Genomic DNA, 19,760 nt, shown 5'->3' on the forward strand with positions numbered 1-19,760 from the left:
CCATTGCCAGGCGGGCCTGAACGACTGGCCGGAGGGGCTCCTGGTCCTGAAAATGCCCGACGCTGGGCCCGCAATTAAGCGACGATCCGAACCCCAATTATCTGGAGGCTGCGAAGCAGGCGTGCTGATTCAACAAATCCAATGAACCACGAGAACTGCTACTGAGATCGGCAAATCAAAGCCCAGCAACTCCGTCATGCGTCATTCACCACGTCCCTGGTGTATGGCAGCGCCGTAGACAACTGCCTCAGCCGCACAAAAGCTGGATTTTCCTGCATAGAACGCACTGCGTTGACGATCCTCTCCTTCCCGTGAATTTCACGAAGTTTGGCGGCACCGTTTTGCATCAGAGCTATGCGCTTTTCGTTCTCAAAGCTCTGCGACTTTTCGTGGAAGACAAAAGTATGAAGTGCGACTGCGAGAAGAAATCCGGCGTTTGAGGCTCGCAGGCAAAAATCATTCTCCTCGCCATAACCGAAAGGAAAGGCCTGTTCGTCAAACTTTCCAATGGATTCCCGAACCTCGCGCCGGATGGCGAAGCAGAAGCCGTGGACCAAGGGGACTAGGGTAAACGCAGGCTCCGTAGCCTGCTCCTCGCACCACTGATCCATCTGAGCCAGGCCATAGCCTTCAGGGAACGGATTGATCGCTGTGTTGCCGGCATGGCTACGGTGGTCTGGAACGGACTGATGGCTGGCTGCATTCGAGATCGGGCCAACGATTCCGATTCCGGGAACGGCATCGAAAGCATCGAACAGCTTTTCGATCCAGTTCGGAGCTACTTCGGTGTCGCTGTTAAGCAGGACCAGCGCTTCGCCATCGCTTGCTCCCATTCCAACATTTGCCGCTTTGGTATAGCCAAGTGCGGTAACATGTTCGATCAACTGGCAGTTTTCGTTTTCTCGAGCAAATTCATGGAGCCAGTCGCTTGTTTCTGAGCCTGATCCGTCGTTGACGATGATAATGCGGTGGCATGTTGCGTTGCGAGTTGCTGCCACGGACGTGAGGCACCGTTTTACACAGTCCAAAGCGTTGTGAACGCAAACTACTATGTCCATGCGACGCCCGGCTTGCGCAGCGATCCGGCTTTCCTTCACCAACCTGAATTGGGCTGGAGCACGGTCCACGTCCCGCGCGTCCGGGCAGATCGGATCTTGGAAGGGCTCATGTGGAACCAGCACGAGCTTAGGATGATTGCGCACGCTTGTGCCAAGCTCGGTTATGCGGTGCCATTCGGCCCCGCTTTGCTCGATCACAAAAGGCAGTGAGAGCTGGTCGCGGCGGGATCCTCGCTCGATTTCTCCCCACCAACGGCTAAGCAAGCCAGGCAGCTGTGGGTGATCGAGGCGGTACATCATGAAACCGCTCTCAATTAGAAATTGAGATTCGAAGCCCTGCCTGCGGTAGCGGTCGAGCTGGCGATCGATCAGTTCAGGCTCATCCTTGGCGCGCTTAGTGCATGCTTCTCCCTCATCGTAGATCGAACTGCGCAATGGATGCGGTATTGCGCCTATCGGGCAGCCCGACTGGATGAAGGTCTCGATCTCCTCGCCCAAATCACCACGGATCACCATGTTGCCGTCGACCCAGATCACAACCTTGTAGTCAGGCGCGAAGGAGTGCGGATGCGTCTTAATGAAGCGAGCCATTCGCGTGGGATCGACATTGAAGTATGGAAACGGTCTGACGTCGTGCAACGGGTGGGATTGGAGCACGTCCGAAAACAGCAGATAATCTGCGTTAGGCAGCAGATGCTCATGCCATTTCGGCGTGTCGTAGCGCCCGGCGATCGCGGTGATGAACCCGATCTCGGCTTGTTCGTCCGAACGGATCCGTCGGTAGCGAGAAACGACTGCACTGGTCGCGGCTGGATGCAGGACTGGGTATCGAGCCCCTTTGCTGTATGAACTGAAATTGGGATCAGCAGGGTCTTCCCACAATGCGTACCGGGTCCCGGGGTTGGGGCTTTCGGACGGTAGGGCAGGGCGCAGTCGTCGTCCTAGCCAGCGGTGAAACTCCGCATCCGCCATGCCCAACCTTGCAGCTAGCGCAGAGAGCATCGATCAGCGCCCTCATCCAGCGTCCGGCCTTCGGCAAGCCCATGTGTCAGGAAATGGATTAGCGGATCGACGCCAGAAGCCGCAACGTCCGGATGGAGTGCGAGATAACTTTCGGGATCGAAAATTCCAGATTCAGTTAGAATGCGGCAAAATTGCTGCCATCGTTTCATGGAAGAGCTTGGAATATTTGCAAGGAACTTTGATCGACTGGACGATTCTGGAAAAGAAACTCTCCTTTTCGACATTTCATCCAATATTCTCGAGGAGACAGCTACATTAACATCATTCAACTTGAGCTGCCTATCGGCCAACATCAGCTGCCGCTCATAAGTAGCAGCTTCTTCACTTACAGCCTTATGTCGAACACGTAAGTTAATTAACTTGTTCTTGACGGCTTTCCTTTCCGCTTGTTCATTTCGCCAATCCTGCAATTTCGTATCGTATTGCTGACGGATCTCGACGATCTCAGTGCGTGCCGCACTGAGCTTGAGCTCCTGCTCGCGAATGCGCTTTTCGAAAACCTTGCGATCAGCGGCAAGTTTTGTGCACTTCTGCTCTTCGTTGCGAAGGAGATTACCAAGTGCAACTAAGTCGTTCAGTGATGTCAGAAGCTCATCGCTGTTTCGCGCCAACTGCGCGTTGAGCGACCCTTCATTTGAAACAGCAGCTTCGACTTGCGCCTTCAACGCGGCAACTTCGTTTTTGAGCTCGTCGCGTTCGGCATAGATATCGTCGGTCTCGGCTCTTTTTTGCTCGAGCTCGCTAGCAAGCACTGAAACTCGGGATTCAAGTTCAGCTTTTGCGCTTCGGGCTTGTTCCACGGCGGCAGCAGCATCAGCCTCGCTTTTCTGCGCCCTTTCGAAACGCCCTTCGGCTTCGCTGATCTGCTTGTCCGAATGCTCACGAAGTGACCCCAGCTCATTTTTCAGTTGGGCGATTTCAGCTTCGAACTTGGCCTTCGCCAGTTTCGTAAGCGAAGCGTCCCCTTCGCCCTTTGCAAATTGCGCCAGAGCTGCGCGCAAGCCCTCCGTGTCCCCAAGCAGGTCGTAACTCAGTTCTGCCAAGGCAATCTGCAAACGGTCGATATCGTCGCCTTGCGGGGAGGTCGCTTCACCGATCTCGGGTATTCCCGGCCCTTCAACTGACGCGAGCGCCGCTCCGGGCGCGCCAGCCCCGTCAATACGTGCCTTGTGGCGAACTATTGAGCTTTCCAGGCCATTTAGTTGTTCTTGAATGTGATCAAATACAACAAAAAGAGGACGTGCCCGCCCACTGAAGGAGGAGAACTCCACGTCGATTTCATCCAAACGCTGATGATCGCCGGGCCGTTCACCGGTGCTTGCCCAATCCGTAAAGATCTCGTGTGCTTCTGCCACAAGCGGATGCAGGTCCCCGGCAGATGCTAATTTGCTCGCCCGATTGCGGTAAAGTGCTTGATCAACAAATGAATCAACCGTGTTTGCTACACAATCGTTCAGACGGGGAAACTTGGCACCGATGCGCTTCTCCGCACGCCGCAACGTGCCGCGCCAGTCATGTACAAAATCAGCGTAGCGAAAAAGAAATCTACGATCCTTGCGCGTGCCAAGTTCAGCATCCAACATGTAACGCAGCCAGAGATATTGTGCCTGCGCAGGATCAATCTTATTACGCGCGCCTAAGGACGCTGCGACTTCCGCAGGGTGACGGAGCGGCAGGAATACAGTCGTAGAAAATCCGCTTACTTTTAGAATCTCTTGCCAGACTGCAGTCAGGCGACACAACCTAGGATCCTTGAGCACAATCATCGGCGCATTACCGAAAACTTCGTTGAGGATCGTGACGCCTTCCTCGACAAAGCCATTGAAATAGGGCGTGCCGTGCCAGTTCCGATTTAGAGGCTGCCAGTCACGCCAATTGCTGCCCGAAAATTCAAGCATCCTGTCGTTGAAACGAGCAATCGGCCTCGCTTCCCAGTGGCCCTTGAGATTCGCCTGGTCCGCACCGATTAGTTGAGCTGGAGCTGTGTATCCGAGATGGCCCAGCACGCCAGCGGTGCAACTTGTACCGCTCCGGTGCATTCCTGCAACCAACGCGCAAGAACGCTTTAACGTGTCATTCTGGTTGGTGGAAATGACGCATTCCTTACAGGCGCACGTGTGGTGCCATTACATTCGGCTCCAAACGGACGCAGTTCGAGGGGGGATAGAATCCGATTCTTATGCCATATTTGGCGGCGCTCTTTTAATGTTGCAAGCTACAAAAACAATTGTTGATTTTGCAGTCTTTACGCCCCATGGAGCGTGCGCCGGTGGTGGACGTGAAGTCATTCCGGAATTCCAATGAACATCACGGTGTAGTAAATGTTTGCGTCAGCAGTGCAGTCGAATTTCTCTGAAGTATTTACCGCAAAGCTAGAACAGAATCTTCTTAGAGTTGGAATTGTCGGCCTTGGCTACGTCGGCATACCATTAATGCTGCGCTTTCACGAGCTTGGGTTTTCTCTCGTCGGAATCGATTCAGACGAAGAACGAGTGAGTCACTTGAGCGCAGGTAAGTCGCCTATCAGACATATCGCTGAGCGCGATGTAGAAGCTCTGTCTAATGCTTCAACTGTAAAGATCACATCTGATTTTTCGGCCGTTGAAGACGTTGATGCAATTATCTTCTGTGTCCCGACGCCGCTGAGTCTTCAGCACGAGCCCGATATGTCGTTCGTTCGCTCTGCCGCCGAGAAAGTCAGACCGCATCTTCGAGCAGGTCAACTATTGGCGTTAGAGTCGACCGTGTATCCTGGGGCGACGGAGGAAGTTTTCCTCGGCATGCTGCAAGATCGAGGCTTTACCGTGGGCCAAGACATCTTTCTGGCCTATTCGCCAGAACGCGAAGACCCAGGCAACGCACTCTACTCAGCGCACAATACTCCTAAAGTATGCGGAGGACATACTCATACCTGTGGCAAACTGGCCTGTCTGATGTACTCCAAGGTCACTCATAAAGTAGTGCCCGTGTCGAGCATGAAGGCGGCTGAATTGACCAAACTTTTGGAAAACATTCATCGTTCAGTAAACATCGGACTTGTGAATGAAATGAAGGTCATCGCGGATCGGATGCATATCGACATTCATGAAGTGATAAAGGCAGCCGCTACGAAACCTTTTGGTTTTACAGCCTTCTATCCTGGGCCGGGTCTGGGCGGTCATTGCATACCCATCGATCCATTCTACCTTACGTGGAAGGCGCGTGAGTTTGGTGTCCACACGCGCTTTATTGAGCTTGCTGGTCAAATAAATTCATCAATGCCTGAATATGTTATTTCGAAGATAATTGGTGGACTTAACGGCCATGGCAAGGCGGTAAGCCAAAGTAATGTTATGGTACTCGGACTTTCGTACAAGAAAAATATTGATGATGTCAGAGAGTCTCCTGCGATACCCATTATCGAGAAGCTGAAAGACCTTGGCGCTAACGTATGCTTTTCTGACAGCTACGTTACCGATATGCATGGTCACTATCTGCCGGACGGGATTGAAAACGTGGAATGCACCGACGAAACGGTGTCCAATCAAGACTGCGTAGTCGTTGTGACAGACCACGACTATTTCGATTATCCGTCGATTGCCAAGAGTGCTCGCCTAATCATCGATACCCGTGGCCGCTACGCTCGCGCAAATCCAAAGGTGGTGTCTGCTTAATTCAAGGAGCAACGTTAGCGCTTGTCCCAACGCCGGAAACGATAGCGGCCGTTGACCGGGCTGGCCTGGAAGGACTGGCCCGACGTGCAGTTTACCTTGAAAGTGCCGGGCGAGCCGCCCTCCACCGATGCGGTCGAGGAAACCGCTCCGCATGCATAGCCGATCCTGTCGATCGTTCGGGCAATCGTCCTGTTGGGAAGCGGCATGGCTGCGGCCACCGCCTCACTCGCCGGCGTCTCTACTTCCGCCTGAGTGACCAGGTCGGCATCTGCCGCGATTTGTTCAGGCTGTTGCTCCACAGCGATGGACTGCGGAGCGGCTGCCATTGGTTCTACCGGCGGCGGAATTGCGGCCTTGGGTTTGGGTCGAGCAACCCTTTCAATCGGCGCGGCGACCTGCACTGGCACGGGCTCCGCTTGTTCTGCCGTGAATGCCAATGCCGGTTTCGCAGGCGACAGCGAAACCGTGGCTTTGCCCTCGGTCTCCTGCGGTTCGTCGATTGAACGCGTCGACCACCAGCCTGCCGCGCCGCCCGCCATGCAAGCGGCCCCAATGATGGCGCCCAGGACGATTCCGGTCCGCTTCAAATCCAGCGGACGCGCTTCCACCCCTAGATAATCCTCCACGGACGGGCTCGGCGTTAGCGCTTGGCTGAAGCGGGGTTCCGATTGAGCATGCAATTCAGCCCCCGGTCCAAGCGCCAGCGCCGGCTTCGGTGGCGGCGACACGGAGTGAGTGGTGCTCGAAGGGGCTTTTGCTGGCACTTCAGCGTTGGCGGAACCCATGGACAGCGGCTGAGCCGAAACAGGACGTGCTCCGATTGATCGATTCAACGGGATCGCTTCCCGCTGACCGCGAAGGGTCGCGTCATAAGCGCGGCGGCTGGCGGGATCGCGCAGCGTTTCATAGGCCATGCAAAGCTCGGTGAGGCCGCCAAAGGCATGCGGCCGGAATACGCTGCCTTCCCTGGCGAATGCACGGTCGATCTCATCGCCCGCCGCGCCCGGCGATACTCCCAGCACCTGATAATAGTTGAGCCGCGCACTTACGAAGTCAGACAATACACAACCTCCGTCCAGATATGCGCGGCGCTACCGGGCTCACGCCGGATGCAACGCACCCCGATAGACCTGCTCTTCCAGAGTCCGGCCGGCACCCAGCGCAACGCATTGCATGGGATTGTCGGCGACGCGGACCGGAAGGCCGGTCTCGTCGGCAAGCACCGCGTCGATGTCGCGCAGCAGGGAGCCGCCGCCGGTCATGGTGATTCCGGCGTCGATGATGTCGGCGGCGATTTCCGGTTCGGTATGTTCAAGCGCCTCGCGGACCGCGTGAACGATCCGGCCGACCGGTTCGCTGAGGGCGCGGGCGATTTCGGCCTGGGTCAGCTCGATCTCGCGCGGGACGCCCTTCTCGACGTGCAGGCCTTTGACGCCAAGCGTGAGGCCGCGCCCGTCCGCCGGGACACGTGCCGATCCGATCTGCTTCTTCACCCGTTCCGCGGTCGCTTCGCCGATCTGCAGATTATGGGTGCGCCGGACGTAGGACATGATCGCCTCGTCCATCTTGTCGCCGCCGATGCGGACCGATTGGCTGTAGGCGAGGCCCTGGAGGGAAATGACTCCGACCTCGGTCGTCCCGCCGCCGATGTCGGCGACCATCGACCCGATTGGATCGGCAACGGGCATGCCCGCGCCGATCGCGGCGGCCATCGGCTCTTCGATGAGGCTGACCTGGCTTGCGCCCGCGTTGGACGCTGCGTCTCGGATGGCTCGCCGTTCGACGTTGGTCGATCCTGATGGAACGCAAATCACGACCTGGGTCTTGCCGGCGATACGGCCACGCCCGCCGCCGATGGCCTTCAGCATGAAATGCTTGATCATCTGCTCGGCGACTTCGAGGTCGGCGATCACGCCGTTGCGCAAGGGCCGGACAGTCCGGACGTTCGCCGGCGTCTTGCCGAGCATCAACTTGGCATCTTCGCCCACGGCACGAACCTGCGGCATGCCGTTGCGATATTCGAGCGCGACGACCGACGGTTCTTCGATGACGATGCCGCGATCCCGGAGGTAAACGACTGTATTGGCGGTGCCGAGATCGATTGCCACGTCACGCGCGCCGAAATTGAATAGTGAGAAGTTCATGGAGCCCCTCCCCCCGGAGAAAAACTTTACTAGGCAAATAGTTATATGGGGGCGGGGGAGGCGTCGAGTTCGGCCCGCCGCGCGCCCTGTTCGCTTGGCCGACAACGAAAAATAATGGTTAATTCCGAGCGGCCGAGCATAGCGAAAGCGGAGCGTAGCGAGCGGCGCCGCCCGAAGAGACTGCGAAGGGCGGCCGACCGGCGCACAGCGACCGGATCGACGTCACGGGATTTCCTCCCGTGACGGCCCATAGTTGAGCAAATCGTGCCGAAATTCCTGTCCTACAGGCCAGTTACCATGCTTAGGTCGCGGCGGATCTTTCGCATCGTCAGCAAGTCAAATCCAAGCTTGCTAAAGTCACTAAAGTCACAAGAAAACACGCCCGACCTTGAGACTTTTGCGACGTTAGTGACGCTAAGCGACGGCTAGAAGTCGACCTTGTCGTAATGCGCGGGGGGTACGATCACCTCCATCCGCTCGCCCAGCAGTGGCCGGAAAGCGGGCCGCGACTTCATGACGGCGTACCAGTCTTTGGTCTGCTTGTGGCCGCGCCAGTCGAGGGCGCCGAGATAATCGACGACGCTGAGGTGTGCCGCCGCCGTGAAATCGGCCAGGCTGAGGCCCGCGCCAGCGATCCAGCGGCGATGGTCCAGCAGATAATCCATATAATCGAGATGGCCGTTGGCGATCCGCATCGCCTCGCGAAGGATGCGCGTATCCGGGCTTTCGCGGCTGACCAGCCGCTTCCTCATACGCTCGTGCATCAGCGGTTCGACCACTTCGCGGTGGAGCTTCTCGTCGAACCATTCGGTGAGGCGACGGATCTCCGCCCGGGCGGCGGCATTGCCGTGGATCATCGGCATCTTGTCGACCGTCTCTTCGAAATATTCGACGATCGGCTGGCTTCCGATCAGGACGATGCCCGCGGTCGAATCGACGATCACCGGCGTTTCGCCCGCCGGGTTCAGGTCGATGAACTCGTCGCGGCGTTCCCACGGATTCTCGCGCACAAGCTCATGCGCCACGCCCTTCTCGCCGAGGACCAGGCGCACCTTGCGGGAAAAGGGACAAAGCGGAAATTGAAACAGCTGCCACATGGATAAGGCAGCTTTAGCGGCCCGCGCACTAGTAACAACCCGTCATTGCGAGCAAAGCGAAGCAATCCAGCCAATCAGTTGGATTGCCGCGTCGCTACGCTCCTCGCAATGACGACTTACTGCTTCGGGTAGGTCGGATCCGGCAAGTTGGCGGTTGCCTGCTCCAACTGCTTACCGACATCGCCCAGCGTCGACATGATCGCCGGAAGCGACGCCACCAGCGCCTTCTGCATGGCCTGCATCTTCGGGCCAGCCGTGGCGATCGTGGCTTCGAGTTCCTTCTGGCCTTCAGGACCGATCTGGTCGCCAAGCCGCTTCGACCGGTCGGCCGCGGTCGGTTCCCTTCCAGCCAGGGCCGCTTCCAGTTCGCCGACGGGCATATTCATCAGGGCGCGGCTCAACGGGCCGAGGGCGCGGGTCAATTTGTCGGCCACGGCCGGGTCGCTCAGTTCCGGCGGGATTTGCACCTGGGGCGTTTCGGCTGGCGCCGCGAAGGCAGGAACCGGGATGAGGACCAATGGCAAGGCCAACAGCAGGGCACGCATGACAATTCTCCCGCGAGTCGCCTTAGGATGGCGATTCCTGCTTTGCGGTCAACGGTTTATGCGTTCTAGCGGGCGGCCAGCCAGATCAGCGCGGCCGATCCGGCGATGATCCGGTACCAGGCGAAGGGAGCGAAACCGTAGCGCTGGATGATCGAAACGAAGGCCTTCACTACGACCACCGCGACGACGAAGCTGACCAGGCTGCCCAGCAGGATCCAACTGCCCATGCCGGGCTCCATCGTCGAGCCATGCTTGTACAACTGAAGCGCCGTCGCGCCGGAGAGCGTGGGGACGGCGAGGAAGAAGCTGAACTCCGCGGCGGTCTTGCGGTCGACCCCCATCGCCATGGCACCGAGGATGGTCGCCCCGGACCGGCTGACCCCGGGGATCATCGCCAGGCACTGGATAAGGCCGATGCCGATGGAATGACCGAGCGTGACATTGGCGACGCCGCCGCGATCCGTCGGCTTGGCCAATTTTTCGACCACCAGAATCGCGAAGCCGCCAAGGATCAGCGCAACTGCCACGACCATCGCATTGCCCAGAAGCAGCTCGATGGAATCGCCGATCGCAAGGCCGATCGCTACCGCCGGGATGAATGCGACCAGCAGGTTGCGCACGAAGGCGAAGGCCGAGGGCTCGCGCTTCCACAGGCCGATCAGCACGTCGCGGAAGGTCTTCCAGTAGAGCACCAGGATCGCAAGGATCGCACCCGGCTGGATCGCGATGTTGAACAGCGCCCATTTGTCGGCATCGTAGCCCAGAAGCTCGGTCGCAAGGATCAGATGGCCGGTCGAGGAAACCGGCAGATATTCGGTGACGCCCTCGACGATGCCGAGGATGATGACCAGCAGGATGATCGGCATTTGCGCTTATCCGGCCGACGCGACTTGGTTGGCGGGGGCGAAGCGGCCGCCCTTGCGGAAACGGCTGAGCCATTCCGGCGCGACTGCCGACATTGATGTCGGATTGATCCCGAATTCCTTGAATCCGGGCTGCTTGCCGCTCGGCACATTGTCCTTCTGCAGCATGATCCACTGGTCGCGGGTCAGCGGAGCGCCAGGCAAGAAACCGAAGCTGGCGATCAAGCTTCCCATGAAATCGGGCATGTCGACCAGGTCGGGCGACTGGCCCGCCATGCCTGCGATCCGGCCGACGAGTTCGTGCATCGTCAGCACGTCGGGGCCGCCAAGCTCATAGATTTTGTCGCCATGGCTGCGCGGGTCGAGCGCGGCGGCGGCAATCGCCTGGCCCAGGTCGCGGACAAACACCGGTTGGAAGCGGCTCTTCGGCGCGAAGACCGGGAAGATCGAGTACCCCGCGAGACCGGCGAAGCGGTTGGTGAATTCATCCTCGGGCCCGAATACCACGCTCGGCCGGATGATCGTCGCCTTTGGAAAAGCGGCGCGAACGGCCTGTTCGCCCAGTGCCTTGGTCCGACTATAACCGGACTCGCTTTCGGGGTCGGTGCCGATCGCACTGATGTGCACGAACGAACGCGCACCGGCCGCCTTGGCAGCAGCGGCGAGCTTGCCAGCTCCTTCGACGTGCACGGCATCGAGATTGCCCTTGAATATGCCCACAAGGTTGATGACCGCATCCGCGCCTTCCACCGCCGCGGCGATCGTTGCCGGGCGCTCCAGATCGGCTGCGACTGCGGAAAAGGTCCCGATCGAGCCAAGCGGTTGAAGGAACCAAGCGCGGCGCGGATTGCGTTCCGCGACGCGAATGCGGGCCCCGGCCTTGAACAATGCCTCGCAAACATAGCGGCCGATGAAGCCGCCTCCGCCGAAAACAGTGATGAGTGGCGGAGTGCCGGGGTTCCTCATGGGATGTCAGTCCTTGGCCGGGTTACGCTCTTGGAATCGGCGTGACCCTTGGGCCAAGCGGCCCGCGCTGGCAAGGGGCGCGGGCCGTACATTTCAGGCCGTCAGTAGTAATTGGCGAGTGTCACCTTGACGGTTGCACCGTCAGCCTTGGTCAGAGCGACCTCGGTCCCCGGCGCACCGCGGAACCAGCTGGCCTGCGGGCCGGCGAAGAAGGCTGGTCCGACGCGTTCGCCGCCGATCGCTACCAGCTTGTCGCCCTTCTTGAAGCCTGCGCGGTCGGCCGGGCTTCCCGGCGATACGTGCAGGACGTTGAAATGGTCGCCTTCGAGCAGGGTGAACATTCCGCTGCGATCCTTGGTGAATTCGGCCGGCTTGCCATTGCGTTGAAGCCACAGCCGGTCATTGCCGAGATCGAGCGTCAGCCTGAACGGCTTGAACATCTGGATGCCGACATTGGCCCGGTCCTTATAGGGCCCCTCGGGAAGGGCACCGAGATTGGCGGGCACGCCTTCAAAGGAGAATCCGGCCATGTCGACCTTCGGCACGGTGACCATCTTCATCTCGTGAAGCCCGCCGACGCCGCCGCTCAGGCTGGTCGCAGGGGGGAGGGCGGCGAACTCGCGGTGCGCCTCATGATATTCCTTGGAGATGCTGAGCGCTCCGCCGTTGCCGAGATCGAAGGCGGCATCGACCGGCGGCAGGCCCGCGAGCGATACCGGCATATAATGCAGGGTTTCGTCGCGCTTCAGCTTGACCTCCGTCGCACCGGCCGGCGCCACGAAGCCTTTCGATGGCGACAGGCTCATTTCCTTGCGGTCGAAGTCGATCGAAACAACGCTGTTCACCAGGATCTCGCGACCCAGGATGACCGGCATCGGGCGGCCGACGCCCTTGGCGATCTGGCTTAGGTCGATCGCGACCACGGTGGCCCCAGACAGTTTCAGGTTGCCGGCCTCGATGGTCACGTTCTGGAACAACTCGGCGTCTTGTTCGCCGCCGGTGCCGAACGCGCTGATCTTCTGGCCGTTCGTCAGGCCGATCTTCTGCGCGAACGCCTTGTCGAGCGTGGTCACCCCGGCGCCGCTATCGAGGACCATGGCGGTTTCCACGCCATTGATGCTGCCCTTCAGGAACATCCGATTGCCGCGATAGAGTTCGAACGGGATCGTCGCCGAACGTTCTGCAACGGCGGTGACGGTCGGTGTCGCGATTGGGGGCTCGGCGACCTGCGCGGCCACTCCGGCAGCCGCCGCAATCAACAATGCACCAAGTGCGATTCGCTTATAGCTTTTCATCTTGTTAGCCTTTAAGAGTATGCTGTGAATGAAGAAGAAATTATCGCAAAACGATAATGAGGTCAATATGCAGAATTTTGCCATCGCCCGTTCGGCACGTCGGCTACGGCTCGCGGTGCTTGTCGCGATCGGGCTGATCGTCGCGGTTTACCTGCTGGCCAGGTTCGGTCTCGATGTCGGACCGGTGCGCGTCGAATCGCGCGAAGTGGTCGATGGCTGGGTGGGTCGGGCACTGGTCGACGCGACGCTGGCACTGTTCGTTGTCGCGCTGATACGGCTTGCCCAGATGCTAGGTGCCGTGGCGGATGGGCCCCTATTCGGACCGCGCGTCACAAAGGCATTTCGCGGTTTCGCCTTCTGGCTGTTCCTTGCCATGCTGGTCGAGGTTGCCGCGGGGCCCGTGAGTGCCATCGCCAAGACCGTTTCGGCCGGTGGCGGACGCACCGCGATGGCATTCGAGCTTCGCGACCTGCTGGTGCTGGCCGGGGCCTTGTTCCTCTTCCTGCTGGCCCGGATGCTGGAGCAAGCCCGCGCCATCGAGGCCGAGCTGGAGGAGATCGTCTGATGGCGATCGTCGTCCGTCTCGATGTCATGCTCGCGCTGCGGAAAGTCCGGTCGAAGGAGCTGGCCGATGCGATCGGAATCACCGAGGCCAATCTGTCGCTACTCAAGTCCGGCAAGGTGAAAGGCGTCCGGTTCGCGACCTTGGAAGCGATTTGCGAGCAGCTCGATTGCCAGCCCGGAGACCTGATCGAATATGTCCCGGGCGAAAGCTCGGCATGAGCCTGTTGACAGAATCAGCCGCTGCCATCTAAGCGCCGCGGCCTACCGGCAATCAAATGCACCTGTGCCCAGGTGGCGGAATTGGTAGACGCACCAGCTTCAGGTGCTGGCGCTCGCAAGGGCGTGGAGGTTCGAGTCCTCTCCTGGGCACCACCGGCCATGCGCCGGATCCCGATACGCTAAGCGCTCCAACTGGTCAGGAAGTGGCGGACGAGCTGCGGCTTGTCGATGAGGAACTCATCGTCGAAATCATAATAGACGGCCTTGTCGATTTGCGGACCGGCAAATGCCTGGATCGCGTCGCGGTCGGTCCACAGCGTGACCATCTGAAATTCTGACCATCGAGGATGCTCGTCACTGCGGAGACACGCTGCCATTAGGTTGCCGGGCGTGTCGCGGTAATCGGGCAGCGCCACCTCTTCCATCAGCAATTGATAATCGTCCGCCCGGTCCTTTGGAACGAGCCCGATCCAAATCCTCGCTACGGCACTGCGGATCATCTACTTGGCTCCTGTCTGAAAATCGAAGTCATCAAACGAAGCCGGATCATATTGATGACCACTTCGAAGTTCCTGCATGCAGGACATGACGGTGATTATTAAGACAGTCAGAGTGCTGAACAGCGGAGACTATGCCAAATCGTCGCGCCAAAGTGACAAATTGTCACCGATCAAGAGATCGCGATCGCAGGATCAGGAATATATTGGCGTCGCGTTTGCCGTCACGGTTGGGCGATCCATGACGGGAGAGGTCCTTCCATACATCCGCCGAAAGGCAGCCGGCGCGATCCCGACGACCTTCTGGAATTGTAGCCGGAGCGCGTCGCCGGATGAAAAGCCGACCGCATCGGCGACCTGGTCGACGTTATTGCTGCCCTGCTCCAGCAATTGCATCGCGAGGCCGACTCGTTCCCTCAGGATCCAGTCGTATGGCGTATGGCCGGTGACCGCCCGGAAGTGGCGGTAGAAGGTGCGCGAACTCATCGCGACCCGAGATGCCATCTCGGCGATCGAAAGATGTTCCCGGCAGTTTTCGCGAATCCAGAGGACCAGCCGGTTGATGCGGTCGTCGCTGATCTCCGGAACCGGACGCGGGACGAACTGCGCCTGACCGCCATCGCGGTGGGGAGCGATATTGAGCCTTCGCGCGACCATGTTGCACGCTTCGAAGCCAAGGTCGTGCCGGGTGACGTCGAGCATCATGTCGAGGCCCGCTGCGGACCCCGCGGACGTGATGACCTGTCCCTCGATCGCGTAGAGAATATCGGGTTCGAAATCGACGTTGGGGTATCTGGCCCTGAACAGGTCGGAGTACAGCCAGTGTGTGGTGGCGCGCTTCCCATCGAGGATGCCGGCGGCGGCGAGCAGGAACGAGCCTGAGCAAATCGAGAGGATCCGGGCGCCCCGCTCGTGAGCCCGTTGGATCACCGCAATATCCTTGGCCAGTGGGGGCGTCTCAACAGGATAGGCCGGGACGATGATCGTGTCGGCGGTCTCGAAAGCTTCCGGGCCCTCGATCGAAGCCAAGTGCGCCGAGGTCCCGTATATAGCGAGAGGCGAGGGGCAGTTGCTGGCCAGCGAAAACCGGTATCGGTCGGGCATGTCATCGCGCTCGATCCCGAAAATCTCAATGACGCAGCCCACTTCGAAAAGTGAAACTGGGGGCGTCACCAGTGCGACAACGCGATGTGCAGCCATGGCGGGATTATGCGCCTTTCATCGAATTCCGCCAATGGCGCCTTCCTTGAATTGGCATCGGAATGGCAGTTTTCACGGCAAAATAGGCAAGATTTGATAGATTTGTCCCGACCTTACGATCAGGTCGGTGGGATGTGGCGGGAAAGCTTCGAAGTCCGGCAGGATCTGATGTTCCAACGCTCATCCTGCCATGAAATTGATGCCAGGGCGCCGCGCTGGCGATCCTAGACTGCTCAATGAACTGATTGTCGTGGCTTATTCCGAGATCCAATTGCGAGACTTGCGTGCAGGCGCAGTGGACTCGCTCGCCGCCAGCCCAGCTGTCCTGTTTTTCGGCATTGCATTCGGCGCCGCTTCGACGGCCGCAGGTGTTTCCGCAACCAGTGCGCTTGCGATGAGCATCCTGGTTTGCGCCGGTACCGCGCAATTCTCCGCGCTGTCCGTTTGGACCCAGAATTTGCTTTGGCCCCTGGTGATGATCACCTTCGTGGCCAACGCGCGCTACCTCGTGATGAGCGCCAGCATGGCTCCTCAATTGAAGGGCACCAGCTCCCGCGAAATCGCGCTTGGCTCCGCCTTCCTGTTCGATGCGAACTGGGCGGCGACGCGTGCCAGCGGACTGACCGGTAAGGCCGCGCTGATGCACCTCATCGGGGGTGGCCTGCTGATCTGGGCCGTGTGGGTTGCCGGAACCTGGTTGGGATTGGTTGCGGAAGTGGATCCGGAAACGTCGACGCGCTTTGGCCTCGACGCGATCATACCCGCCTTTTTTGGCGCCCTGCTGCTGGCGATGCCGGGAGGCGGAGCGCGAATCCATCCGGCAATTCCGGCGGGCCTGGCGTCCCTGGTGGCGCTTCAATTCCTCGAGCCGCATTGGGCCATATTGGCAGGGGTTCCGGTCGCGCTGATGACTCTTTGGAGCCGCCGTGACTGACGCGCTTGCCTTGTTCGGGATGGCGCTAGCTGCCTATGCGACGCGCATCGCTGGCCTGGTTGTGGCGCGCAAGGCTGCGCTCGACGAACGCGCGAAGGCGTTCCTGGACACGGCGTCGATCGCCATCATCGCTTCATTGCTGGTCGTCGGGCTGGCGCAACTCAGCTGGCCTGTGTGGGTCGCGACTGCGGCCGCGATGGCCGTCATGCGCCTCACTGGAAATGTCCTCGTAAGCATGGTCGTCGCGGTCCTTGCGACGTCCGCTCTAAGGAGCTTGCTCTAGGTGAACCGGATATCTCAATTTTCAGCCAGTGAACTCCGATCATTCTCGGCCTTGCTGGGCGATCATCTAAAGCCGCTCTCCCTTCTGGAGATTGCGGTGATCTTGGGCGCCGGATGCGTCGGAGGTGCCTTCTTCGCATTCTCGTCGTTCGTGATGCCGGCGCTCGAGAAGATTGACGGGCCGGGCGGAATGCTGGCGATGAAGCAGATCAACGCGACCGTTTTGAATTCAAGCTTCCTCATCGTTTTGATGGGCACCGGCCTGCTGATGGTTGTCATGCTCTACTTTGAGCCGTCGCTTAAGGGTGCGTCCGGCAAGCTCATTGTCGGGTCCTGCTTGCTTTACCTCGTTGGCACGCTTTGCGTGACGATGCTCTTCAATGTTCCGCTGAACGTGAAGCTTGACGAGTTCCGGGGCGACGACGTTTCCAGGTGGAAGGAATATGTGCGCGACTGGACGATTTGGAACTCCGTCCGGGGTCTTGCGGCCGCCGGTTCCTCGGCGATGCTACTATTGGCGGTCGTGCTGAGAAGGCCCGTCTAGCGCCCGAGCGCGCTGGATCCCGCCGGATCGAAGCGCAAGGATGGCAGCTTATCTTCGAAGTCTGGCACCAATTGGCGTTCCATTGAGCCCATCCTCGGCGGATGATCTGGATGCGGCGGACGGGCGCCTATGACCATTTTGCCCCCGGTTGCTCGCGTCAGGTCCGTCGCACCATGCCAAGGACAGGTTGGCGAATAGCTTGCGCCCATACTCAGCAAATTCTTCGGAAGACCGGGCAGGTTCGCGCAGTAAACCAGCTGGCCGGGGCATCGAACCGATTTTGGTTGAACCGAAGGATCTTGGATGAAGGCGCATTTGCTTGGTTGCTTGATATTGCTGGGCTTCAGCTCGTCGTCACTGGCGGCGAGCTCGAACACGAAGAAGAATGCGCCCGCTTCAGCGCCATCGCAGTTCCGGGATTGCGATGCTTGCCCGGAGATGGTCGTTATCCCGGCAGGCCGGTTCCTGATCGGCTCGCCGGCACAAGAACCTGGCCGCGGGCAGGATGAGGGCCCGCAGACCGAGATCGTTTTTGCCCAGCCCTTTGCGGTCAGCCGGTTCGAGATAACACGCGCGCAGTATCAGGCATTTCTCCGTCAAAGCGGTCACCCCATCAGCGGCGGCTGCATTACCGATCGCCGGAAGCCGGGCACCTGGGCTGCAGACGAGCAAACGAACGTCGAAGACCCGGGATTTGAGCAGGACGACAATCACCCGGCCGCATGCGTCAGCTGGAACGATGCGATGGCTTATGTGGGCTGGCTGAACAGCCAAACCGGTGGCGGCTACCGCCTCCTTGCCGAAGCCGAGTGGGAATATGTCGCGCGGGCCGGTTCGACGACCGCCTACCCTTGGGGACCAAGCATTCATGACGGCTGCACGCACATGAACGGCTATGACGAACAGATATTGGGGAAGAAGGGCAATCTCTATCAGGGAGAGCAGGTTCCTTATGCGGCCTGTTCGGACGGCTTCGTCAACACCGCCCCGGTCGGGTCGTTCAAGCCCAACGCCTTCGGCGTTTATGACATGCTCGGCAATATGGGCGAATGGACCGCGGACTGCGCGACGCCGTCCTATGCGGGAATACGGCCTGACGGTGCTTCAGAAGGTGGCGATTGCACCAAGAAGATGGTGCGGGGCGGCTCCTGGGGATCGCAGCCGAGGCAAGTTCGGTCGGCGGAAAGGTACCGCTACCGCCCAACGGATATCGACGATTCCATCGGCATCCGGGTGGCGAAGACCATAAAGCCCGCCGCGCGGGCCAAGTAGCTGTCGCGGTCCCTCGGCTATTGAGGTGTCTAGCCGGGCAAGGGCTCGCCTTCGGGGGCGCCCCTGTCGAGCTTGTCGGGTAGCGGGTCGCCATTGGCCGTGAACGCCAGCGAGACGGAGTTGATGCAATAGCGCTCGCCCGTCGGCGGCGGGCCGTCGGGGAAGACGTGGCCTTGATGGGCGCCGCATCGTGCGCAGACGATTTCGGTGCGGATCATCCCGTAACTGGTGTCGCGGATGTAAGTCAGATGATCTTCCGCGAAAGGCGTGGTGAAGCTGGGCCATCCGGTCCCGCTTTCGAATTTGTCGCCCGCGGTGAACAGCGGCAGCCCGCATAGCCGGCAATTGTAGACGCCCTCGCGCTTCTCATGGAGGAACACGCCGCAGAACGGCGCCTCGGTGCCATGCTCCAGCAGCACGTGGCGCTCCTCATCGGTCAGGTCCGCGGCTAGTTGCTGCAGTTGGTCGTCGGTCGGCCGGGTAAGATCGAATACAGTTGCGGCGACGTCATTCATGGCAATTCCCTTCGACTGGAATGTTGGTCTGGCGCAGTTCGGCTGCAAGTACCTCGACGAGCTTGCCTGCCGGCATTGACCGGAATCGCGGCGCACCTTCTCCGGCCCACTGTGCGCCAAAGCCATATTCGCCGCGAGCCTTGGCCGCCGAGTTCAACGCCTTTCCGAGATCGTACGCGATCGGATAGGCGGGGATTTCGCTGTCCGCGATGTTTTGACCAAGCGCGGTGAATCGGTTGGCGAGACAGCGCGCCGGACGCCCGGAAATAGCACGCGTCATCACGGTTTTATGCGCCGCAGGGCTGACCAAAGCCGCCCGGAAGGCTTGATCCGCCGCGCTCTCATCGCAGGCGATGAATGCGGTCCCCAGCTGCGCCGCGCAGGCTCCGACTTCGAGGGCGCGAGCAATGCCGGCGCCGTCCATGATTCCTCCCGCCGCGATTACCGGGATATCGAGCTCGCCGAGAATCAAGTGGACAAGATCCAGTGCAGGCAGCCGTTCGTCTTTCGCGTCGGGATCCAACATCCCGCGGTGCCCGCCGGCCTCCCATCCTTGCGCGACGATGGCGTCGGCGCCGGCGTCCGCTGCCGCGCGGGCTTCGGCAACACTTGTCGCAGTGGCCAACAGGATGATCCCCGCGTCCCGGAGTGAATGGCACCACTCGCGGCGCGGCAGTCCAAAGTGAAAGCTGACGACCACCGGCCGAACCTTGATGAGAAGGCTGAACATCTCCTCATCCCCGACGAAGCTGCGATAGATCTCCGTGAGCTTGGCAGGGGGCAGCGCGCCAAACTCCGCGAACCGGGGCCGGAAGCGCTCGATCCAGCGACTTTCGATCTCCGCGTTGGCTTGAGCCGGCCGGTGACAGAACAAATTGACGTTGAAGGGTAGCGCGGTCCGCTCGCGCACCTCGGCGATCATTACCTCCGCTCCGGCCGCGTCGGTTGCGCCGACAGCAATCGATCCAAGTCCGCCTGCCTCGCTGACCGCTGCCGCCATTGCCGGCGTGGAGACGCCCGCCATCGGGGCCTGGATGATCGGTAGGGCTATGCCGATCCGGTCGAGAAGACGGGAGTGAGCCATTAGTT

At 59.8% G+C, this 19,760-nt stretch carries 20 protein-coding genes and 1 tRNA gene; 8 read left to right on the forward strand and 13 right to left on the reverse strand.

Annotation, left to right across the window (positions count from 1 at the left end; translation table 11 throughout):
* Nucleotides 1-194: 194 nt before the first annotated feature.
* A complete protein-coding gene (locus tag LZ496_RS10705) occupies nt 195-2,060 on the reverse strand; it encodes a glycosyltransferase (protein WP_249904668.1) in 1,866 nt (621 codons plus the stop codon).
* Nucleotides 2,045-4,087, reverse strand: a complete 2,043-nt coding sequence (locus LZ496_RS10710; protein ID WP_249904669.1) for a hypothetical protein — start codon at nt 4,085-4,087, stop codon at nt 2,045-2,047. The genes LZ496_RS10705 and LZ496_RS10710 overlap by 16 nt, the downstream gene beginning before the upstream one ends.
* 330 nt (nt 4,088-4,417) lie before the next feature.
* Between LZ496_RS10710 and LZ496_RS10715 the strand changes: the two genes are divergently transcribed.
* A complete protein-coding gene (locus tag LZ496_RS10715; RefSeq protein ID WP_249904670.1) occupies nt 4,418-5,734 on the forward strand; it encodes a nucleotide sugar dehydrogenase in 1,317 nt (438 codons plus the stop codon).
* Nucleotides 5,735-5,748: 14 nt separating this feature from the next.
* Here the strand turns inward: LZ496_RS10715 and LZ496_RS10720 are convergent, their stop codons facing one another.
* From LZ496_RS10720 to LZ496_RS10750, 7 genes are all read right to left on the reverse strand, one after another.
* Nucleotides 5,749-6,795, reverse strand: coding sequence for a J domain-containing protein (locus LZ496_RS10720; protein ID WP_249904671.1), 1,047 nt, complete (start codon nt 6,793-6,795; stop codon nt 5,749-5,751).
* Between the two features lie 39 nt (nt 6,796-6,834).
* A complete protein-coding gene (locus tag LZ496_RS10725) occupies nt 6,835-7,878 on the reverse strand; it encodes a rod shape-determining protein (protein WP_249904672.1) in 1,044 nt (347 codons plus the stop codon).
* 425 nt (nt 7,879-8,303) lie between these two features.
* Nucleotides 8,304-8,975 (reverse strand): glutathione S-transferase family protein, encoded by a 672-nt coding sequence (locus LZ496_RS10730; protein WP_249904673.1) that lies wholly within the window; start codon nt 8,973-8,975, stop codon nt 8,304-8,306.
* A 116-nt stretch (nt 8,976-9,091) separates the two neighbouring features.
* On the reverse strand, nt 9,092-9,520 hold the full coding sequence (locus LZ496_RS10735; protein ID WP_249904674.1) for a hypothetical protein: 429 nt from the start codon (nt 9,518-9,520) through the stop codon (nt 9,092-9,094).
* A 65-nt stretch (nt 9,521-9,585) separates the two neighbouring features.
* The gene (locus LZ496_RS10740) at nt 9,586-10,386 is read right to left on the reverse strand and encodes an undecaprenyl-diphosphate phosphatase (RefSeq protein WP_249904675.1); all 801 of its coding nucleotides are present in this window, start codon (nt 10,384-10,386) and stop codon (nt 9,586-9,588) included.
* 6 nt (nt 10,387-10,392) lie between these two features.
* Nucleotides 10,393-11,349 carry a complex I NDUFA9 subunit family protein gene (locus LZ496_RS10745; RefSeq protein WP_249904676.1) on the reverse strand — a complete coding sequence of 319 codons (957 nt, stop codon included), beginning with the start codon at nt 11,347-11,349 and terminating at the stop codon, nt 10,393-10,395.
* A gap of 101 nt (nt 11,350-11,450) precedes the next feature.
* A complete protein-coding gene (locus LZ496_RS10750) occupies nt 11,451-12,644 on the reverse strand; it encodes an aspartyl protease family protein (RefSeq protein ID WP_249904677.1) in 1,194 nt (397 codons plus the stop codon).
* A gap of 67 nt (nt 12,645-12,711) precedes the next feature.
* Here LZ496_RS10750 and LZ496_RS10755 point away from each other — a divergent pair, with 67 nt between their 5' ends.
* The 3 genes from LZ496_RS10755 (at nt 12,712) to LZ496_RS10765 (ending at nt 13,580) form a co-directional block, all read left to right on the forward strand.
* A complete protein-coding gene (locus LZ496_RS10755) occupies nt 12,712-13,209 on the forward strand; it encodes a DUF2975 domain-containing protein (protein ID WP_249904678.1) in 498 nt (165 codons plus the stop codon).
* Nucleotides 13,209-13,427: a helix-turn-helix domain-containing protein gene (locus tag LZ496_RS10760; protein ID WP_249904679.1), complete on the forward strand. Its 219-nt coding sequence runs from the start codon at nt 13,209-13,211 to the stop codon at nt 13,425-13,427. Before LZ496_RS10755 ends, LZ496_RS10760 begins: the two co-directional genes overlap by 1 nt.
* A gap of 66 nt (nt 13,428-13,493) precedes the next feature.
* Nucleotides 13,494-13,580: transfer RNA gene (locus LZ496_RS10765), tRNA-Leu, on the forward strand.
* A gap of 26 nt (nt 13,581-13,606) precedes the next feature.
* Here LZ496_RS10765 and LZ496_RS10770 read toward each other — a convergent pair.
* Both LZ496_RS10770 and LZ496_RS10775 read right to left on the reverse strand, forming a co-directional pair.
* A complete protein-coding gene (locus LZ496_RS10770; RefSeq protein ID WP_249904680.1) occupies nt 13,607-13,927 on the reverse strand; it encodes a hypothetical protein in 321 nt (106 codons plus the stop codon).
* A gap of 192 nt (nt 13,928-14,119) precedes the next feature.
* Nucleotides 14,120-15,124, reverse strand: a complete 1,005-nt coding sequence (locus LZ496_RS10775) for a helix-turn-helix domain-containing protein (RefSeq protein ID WP_249904681.1) — start codon at nt 15,122-15,124, stop codon at nt 14,120-14,122.
* A gap of 295 nt (nt 15,125-15,419) precedes the next feature.
* On the opposite strand from LZ496_RS10775, the gene LZ496_RS10780 reads away from it, so the two are divergent.
* From LZ496_RS10780 to LZ496_RS10795, 4 genes are all read left to right on the forward strand, one after another.
* Nucleotides 15,420-16,058 carry an AzlC family ABC transporter permease gene (locus LZ496_RS10780; protein WP_249904682.1) on the forward strand — a complete coding sequence of 213 codons (639 nt, stop codon included), beginning with the start codon at nt 15,420-15,422 and terminating at the stop codon, nt 16,056-16,058.
* Nucleotides 16,051-16,341 (forward strand): AzlD domain-containing protein, encoded by a 291-nt coding sequence (locus tag LZ496_RS10785; RefSeq protein WP_249904683.1) that lies wholly within the window; start codon nt 16,051-16,053, stop codon nt 16,339-16,341. The genes LZ496_RS10780 and LZ496_RS10785 overlap by 8 nt, the downstream gene beginning before the upstream one ends.
* A complete protein-coding gene (locus tag LZ496_RS10790; RefSeq protein ID WP_249904684.1) occupies nt 16,342-16,884 on the forward strand; it encodes an anthrone oxygenase family protein in 543 nt (180 codons plus the stop codon).
* 303 nt (nt 16,885-17,187) lie between these two features.
* Nucleotides 17,188-18,156, forward strand: a complete 969-nt coding sequence (locus LZ496_RS10795; protein ID WP_249904685.1) for a formylglycine-generating enzyme family protein — start codon at nt 17,188-17,190, stop codon at nt 18,154-18,156.
* A gap of 29 nt (nt 18,157-18,185) precedes the next feature.
* Here the strand turns inward: LZ496_RS10795 and msrB are convergent, their stop codons facing one another.
* Together msrB and LZ496_RS10805 are read right to left on the reverse strand one after the other, a co-directional pair.
* Nucleotides 18,186-18,671: a peptide-methionine (R)-S-oxide reductase MsrB gene (gene msrB, locus LZ496_RS10800; protein WP_249904686.1), complete on the reverse strand. Its 486-nt coding sequence runs from the start codon at nt 18,669-18,671 to the stop codon at nt 18,186-18,188.
* A complete protein-coding gene (locus LZ496_RS10805) occupies nt 18,664-19,755 on the reverse strand; it encodes an NAD(P)H-dependent flavin oxidoreductase (protein ID WP_249904687.1) in 1,092 nt (363 codons plus the stop codon). Before LZ496_RS10805 ends, msrB begins: the two co-directional genes overlap by 8 nt.
* Between the last annotated feature and the right edge of the window lie 5 nt (nt 19,756-19,760).

Origin of the sequence: Sphingomonas caseinilytica (assembly GCF_023516455.1) — a bacterium.
Classification (GTDB): Bacteria; Pseudomonadota; Alphaproteobacteria; order Sphingomonadales; family Sphingomonadaceae; genus Sphingomicrobium; species Sphingomicrobium caseinilyticum.

Bases quoted from the DNA above. Each gene is read 5' to 3' on its own strand.
- LZ496_RS10705 (WP_249904668.1), bottom strand. From the start codon at position 2,060: ATGCTCTCTGCGCTAGCTGCAAGGTTGGGCATGGCGGATGCGGAGTTT.
- LZ496_RS10725 (WP_249904672.1), bottom strand. From the start codon at position 7,878: ATGAACTTCTCACTATTCAATTTCGGCGCGCGTGACGTGGCAATCGAT.
- LZ496_RS10730 (WP_249904673.1), bottom strand. From the start codon at position 8,975: ATGTGGCAGCTGTTTCAATTTCCGCTTTGTCCCTTTTCCCGCAAGGTG.
- LZ496_RS10735 (WP_249904674.1), bottom strand. From the start codon at position 9,520: ATGCGTGCCCTGCTGTTGGCCTTGCCATTGGTCCTCATCCCGGTTCCT.
- LZ496_RS10740 (WP_249904675.1), bottom strand. From the start codon at position 10,386: ATGCCGATCATCCTGCTGGTCATCATCCTCGGCATCGTCGAGGGCGTC.
- LZ496_RS10745 (WP_249904676.1), bottom strand. From the start codon at position 11,349: ATGAGGAACCCCGGCACTCCGCCACTCATCACTGTTTTCGGCGGAGGC.
- LZ496_RS10750 (WP_249904677.1), bottom strand. From the start codon at position 12,644: ATGAAAAGCTATAAGCGAATCGCACTTGGTGCATTGTTGATTGCGGCG.
- LZ496_RS10755 (WP_249904678.1), top strand. From the start codon at position 12,712: ATGCAGAATTTTGCCATCGCCCGTTCGGCACGTCGGCTACGGCTCGCG.
- LZ496_RS10760 (WP_249904679.1), top strand. From the start codon at position 13,209: ATGGCGATCGTCGTCCGTCTCGATGTCATGCTCGCGCTGCGGAAAGTC.
- LZ496_RS10770 (WP_249904680.1), bottom strand. From the start codon at position 13,927: ATGATCCGCAGTGCCGTAGCGAGGATTTGGATCGGGCTCGTTCCAAAG.
- LZ496_RS10775 (WP_249904681.1), bottom strand. From the start codon at position 15,124: ATGGCTGCACATCGCGTTGTCGCACTGGTGACGCCCCCAGTTTCACTT.
- LZ496_RS10795 (WP_249904685.1), top strand. From the start codon at position 17,188: ATGAAGGCGCATTTGCTTGGTTGCTTGATATTGCTGGGCTTCAGCTCG.
- msrB (WP_249904686.1), bottom strand. From the start codon at position 18,671: ATGAATGACGTCGCCGCAACTGTATTCGATCTTACCCGGCCGACCGAC.
- LZ496_RS10805 (WP_249904687.1), bottom strand. From the start codon at position 19,755: ATGGCTCACTCCCGTCTTCTCGACCGGATCGGCATAGCCCTACCGATC.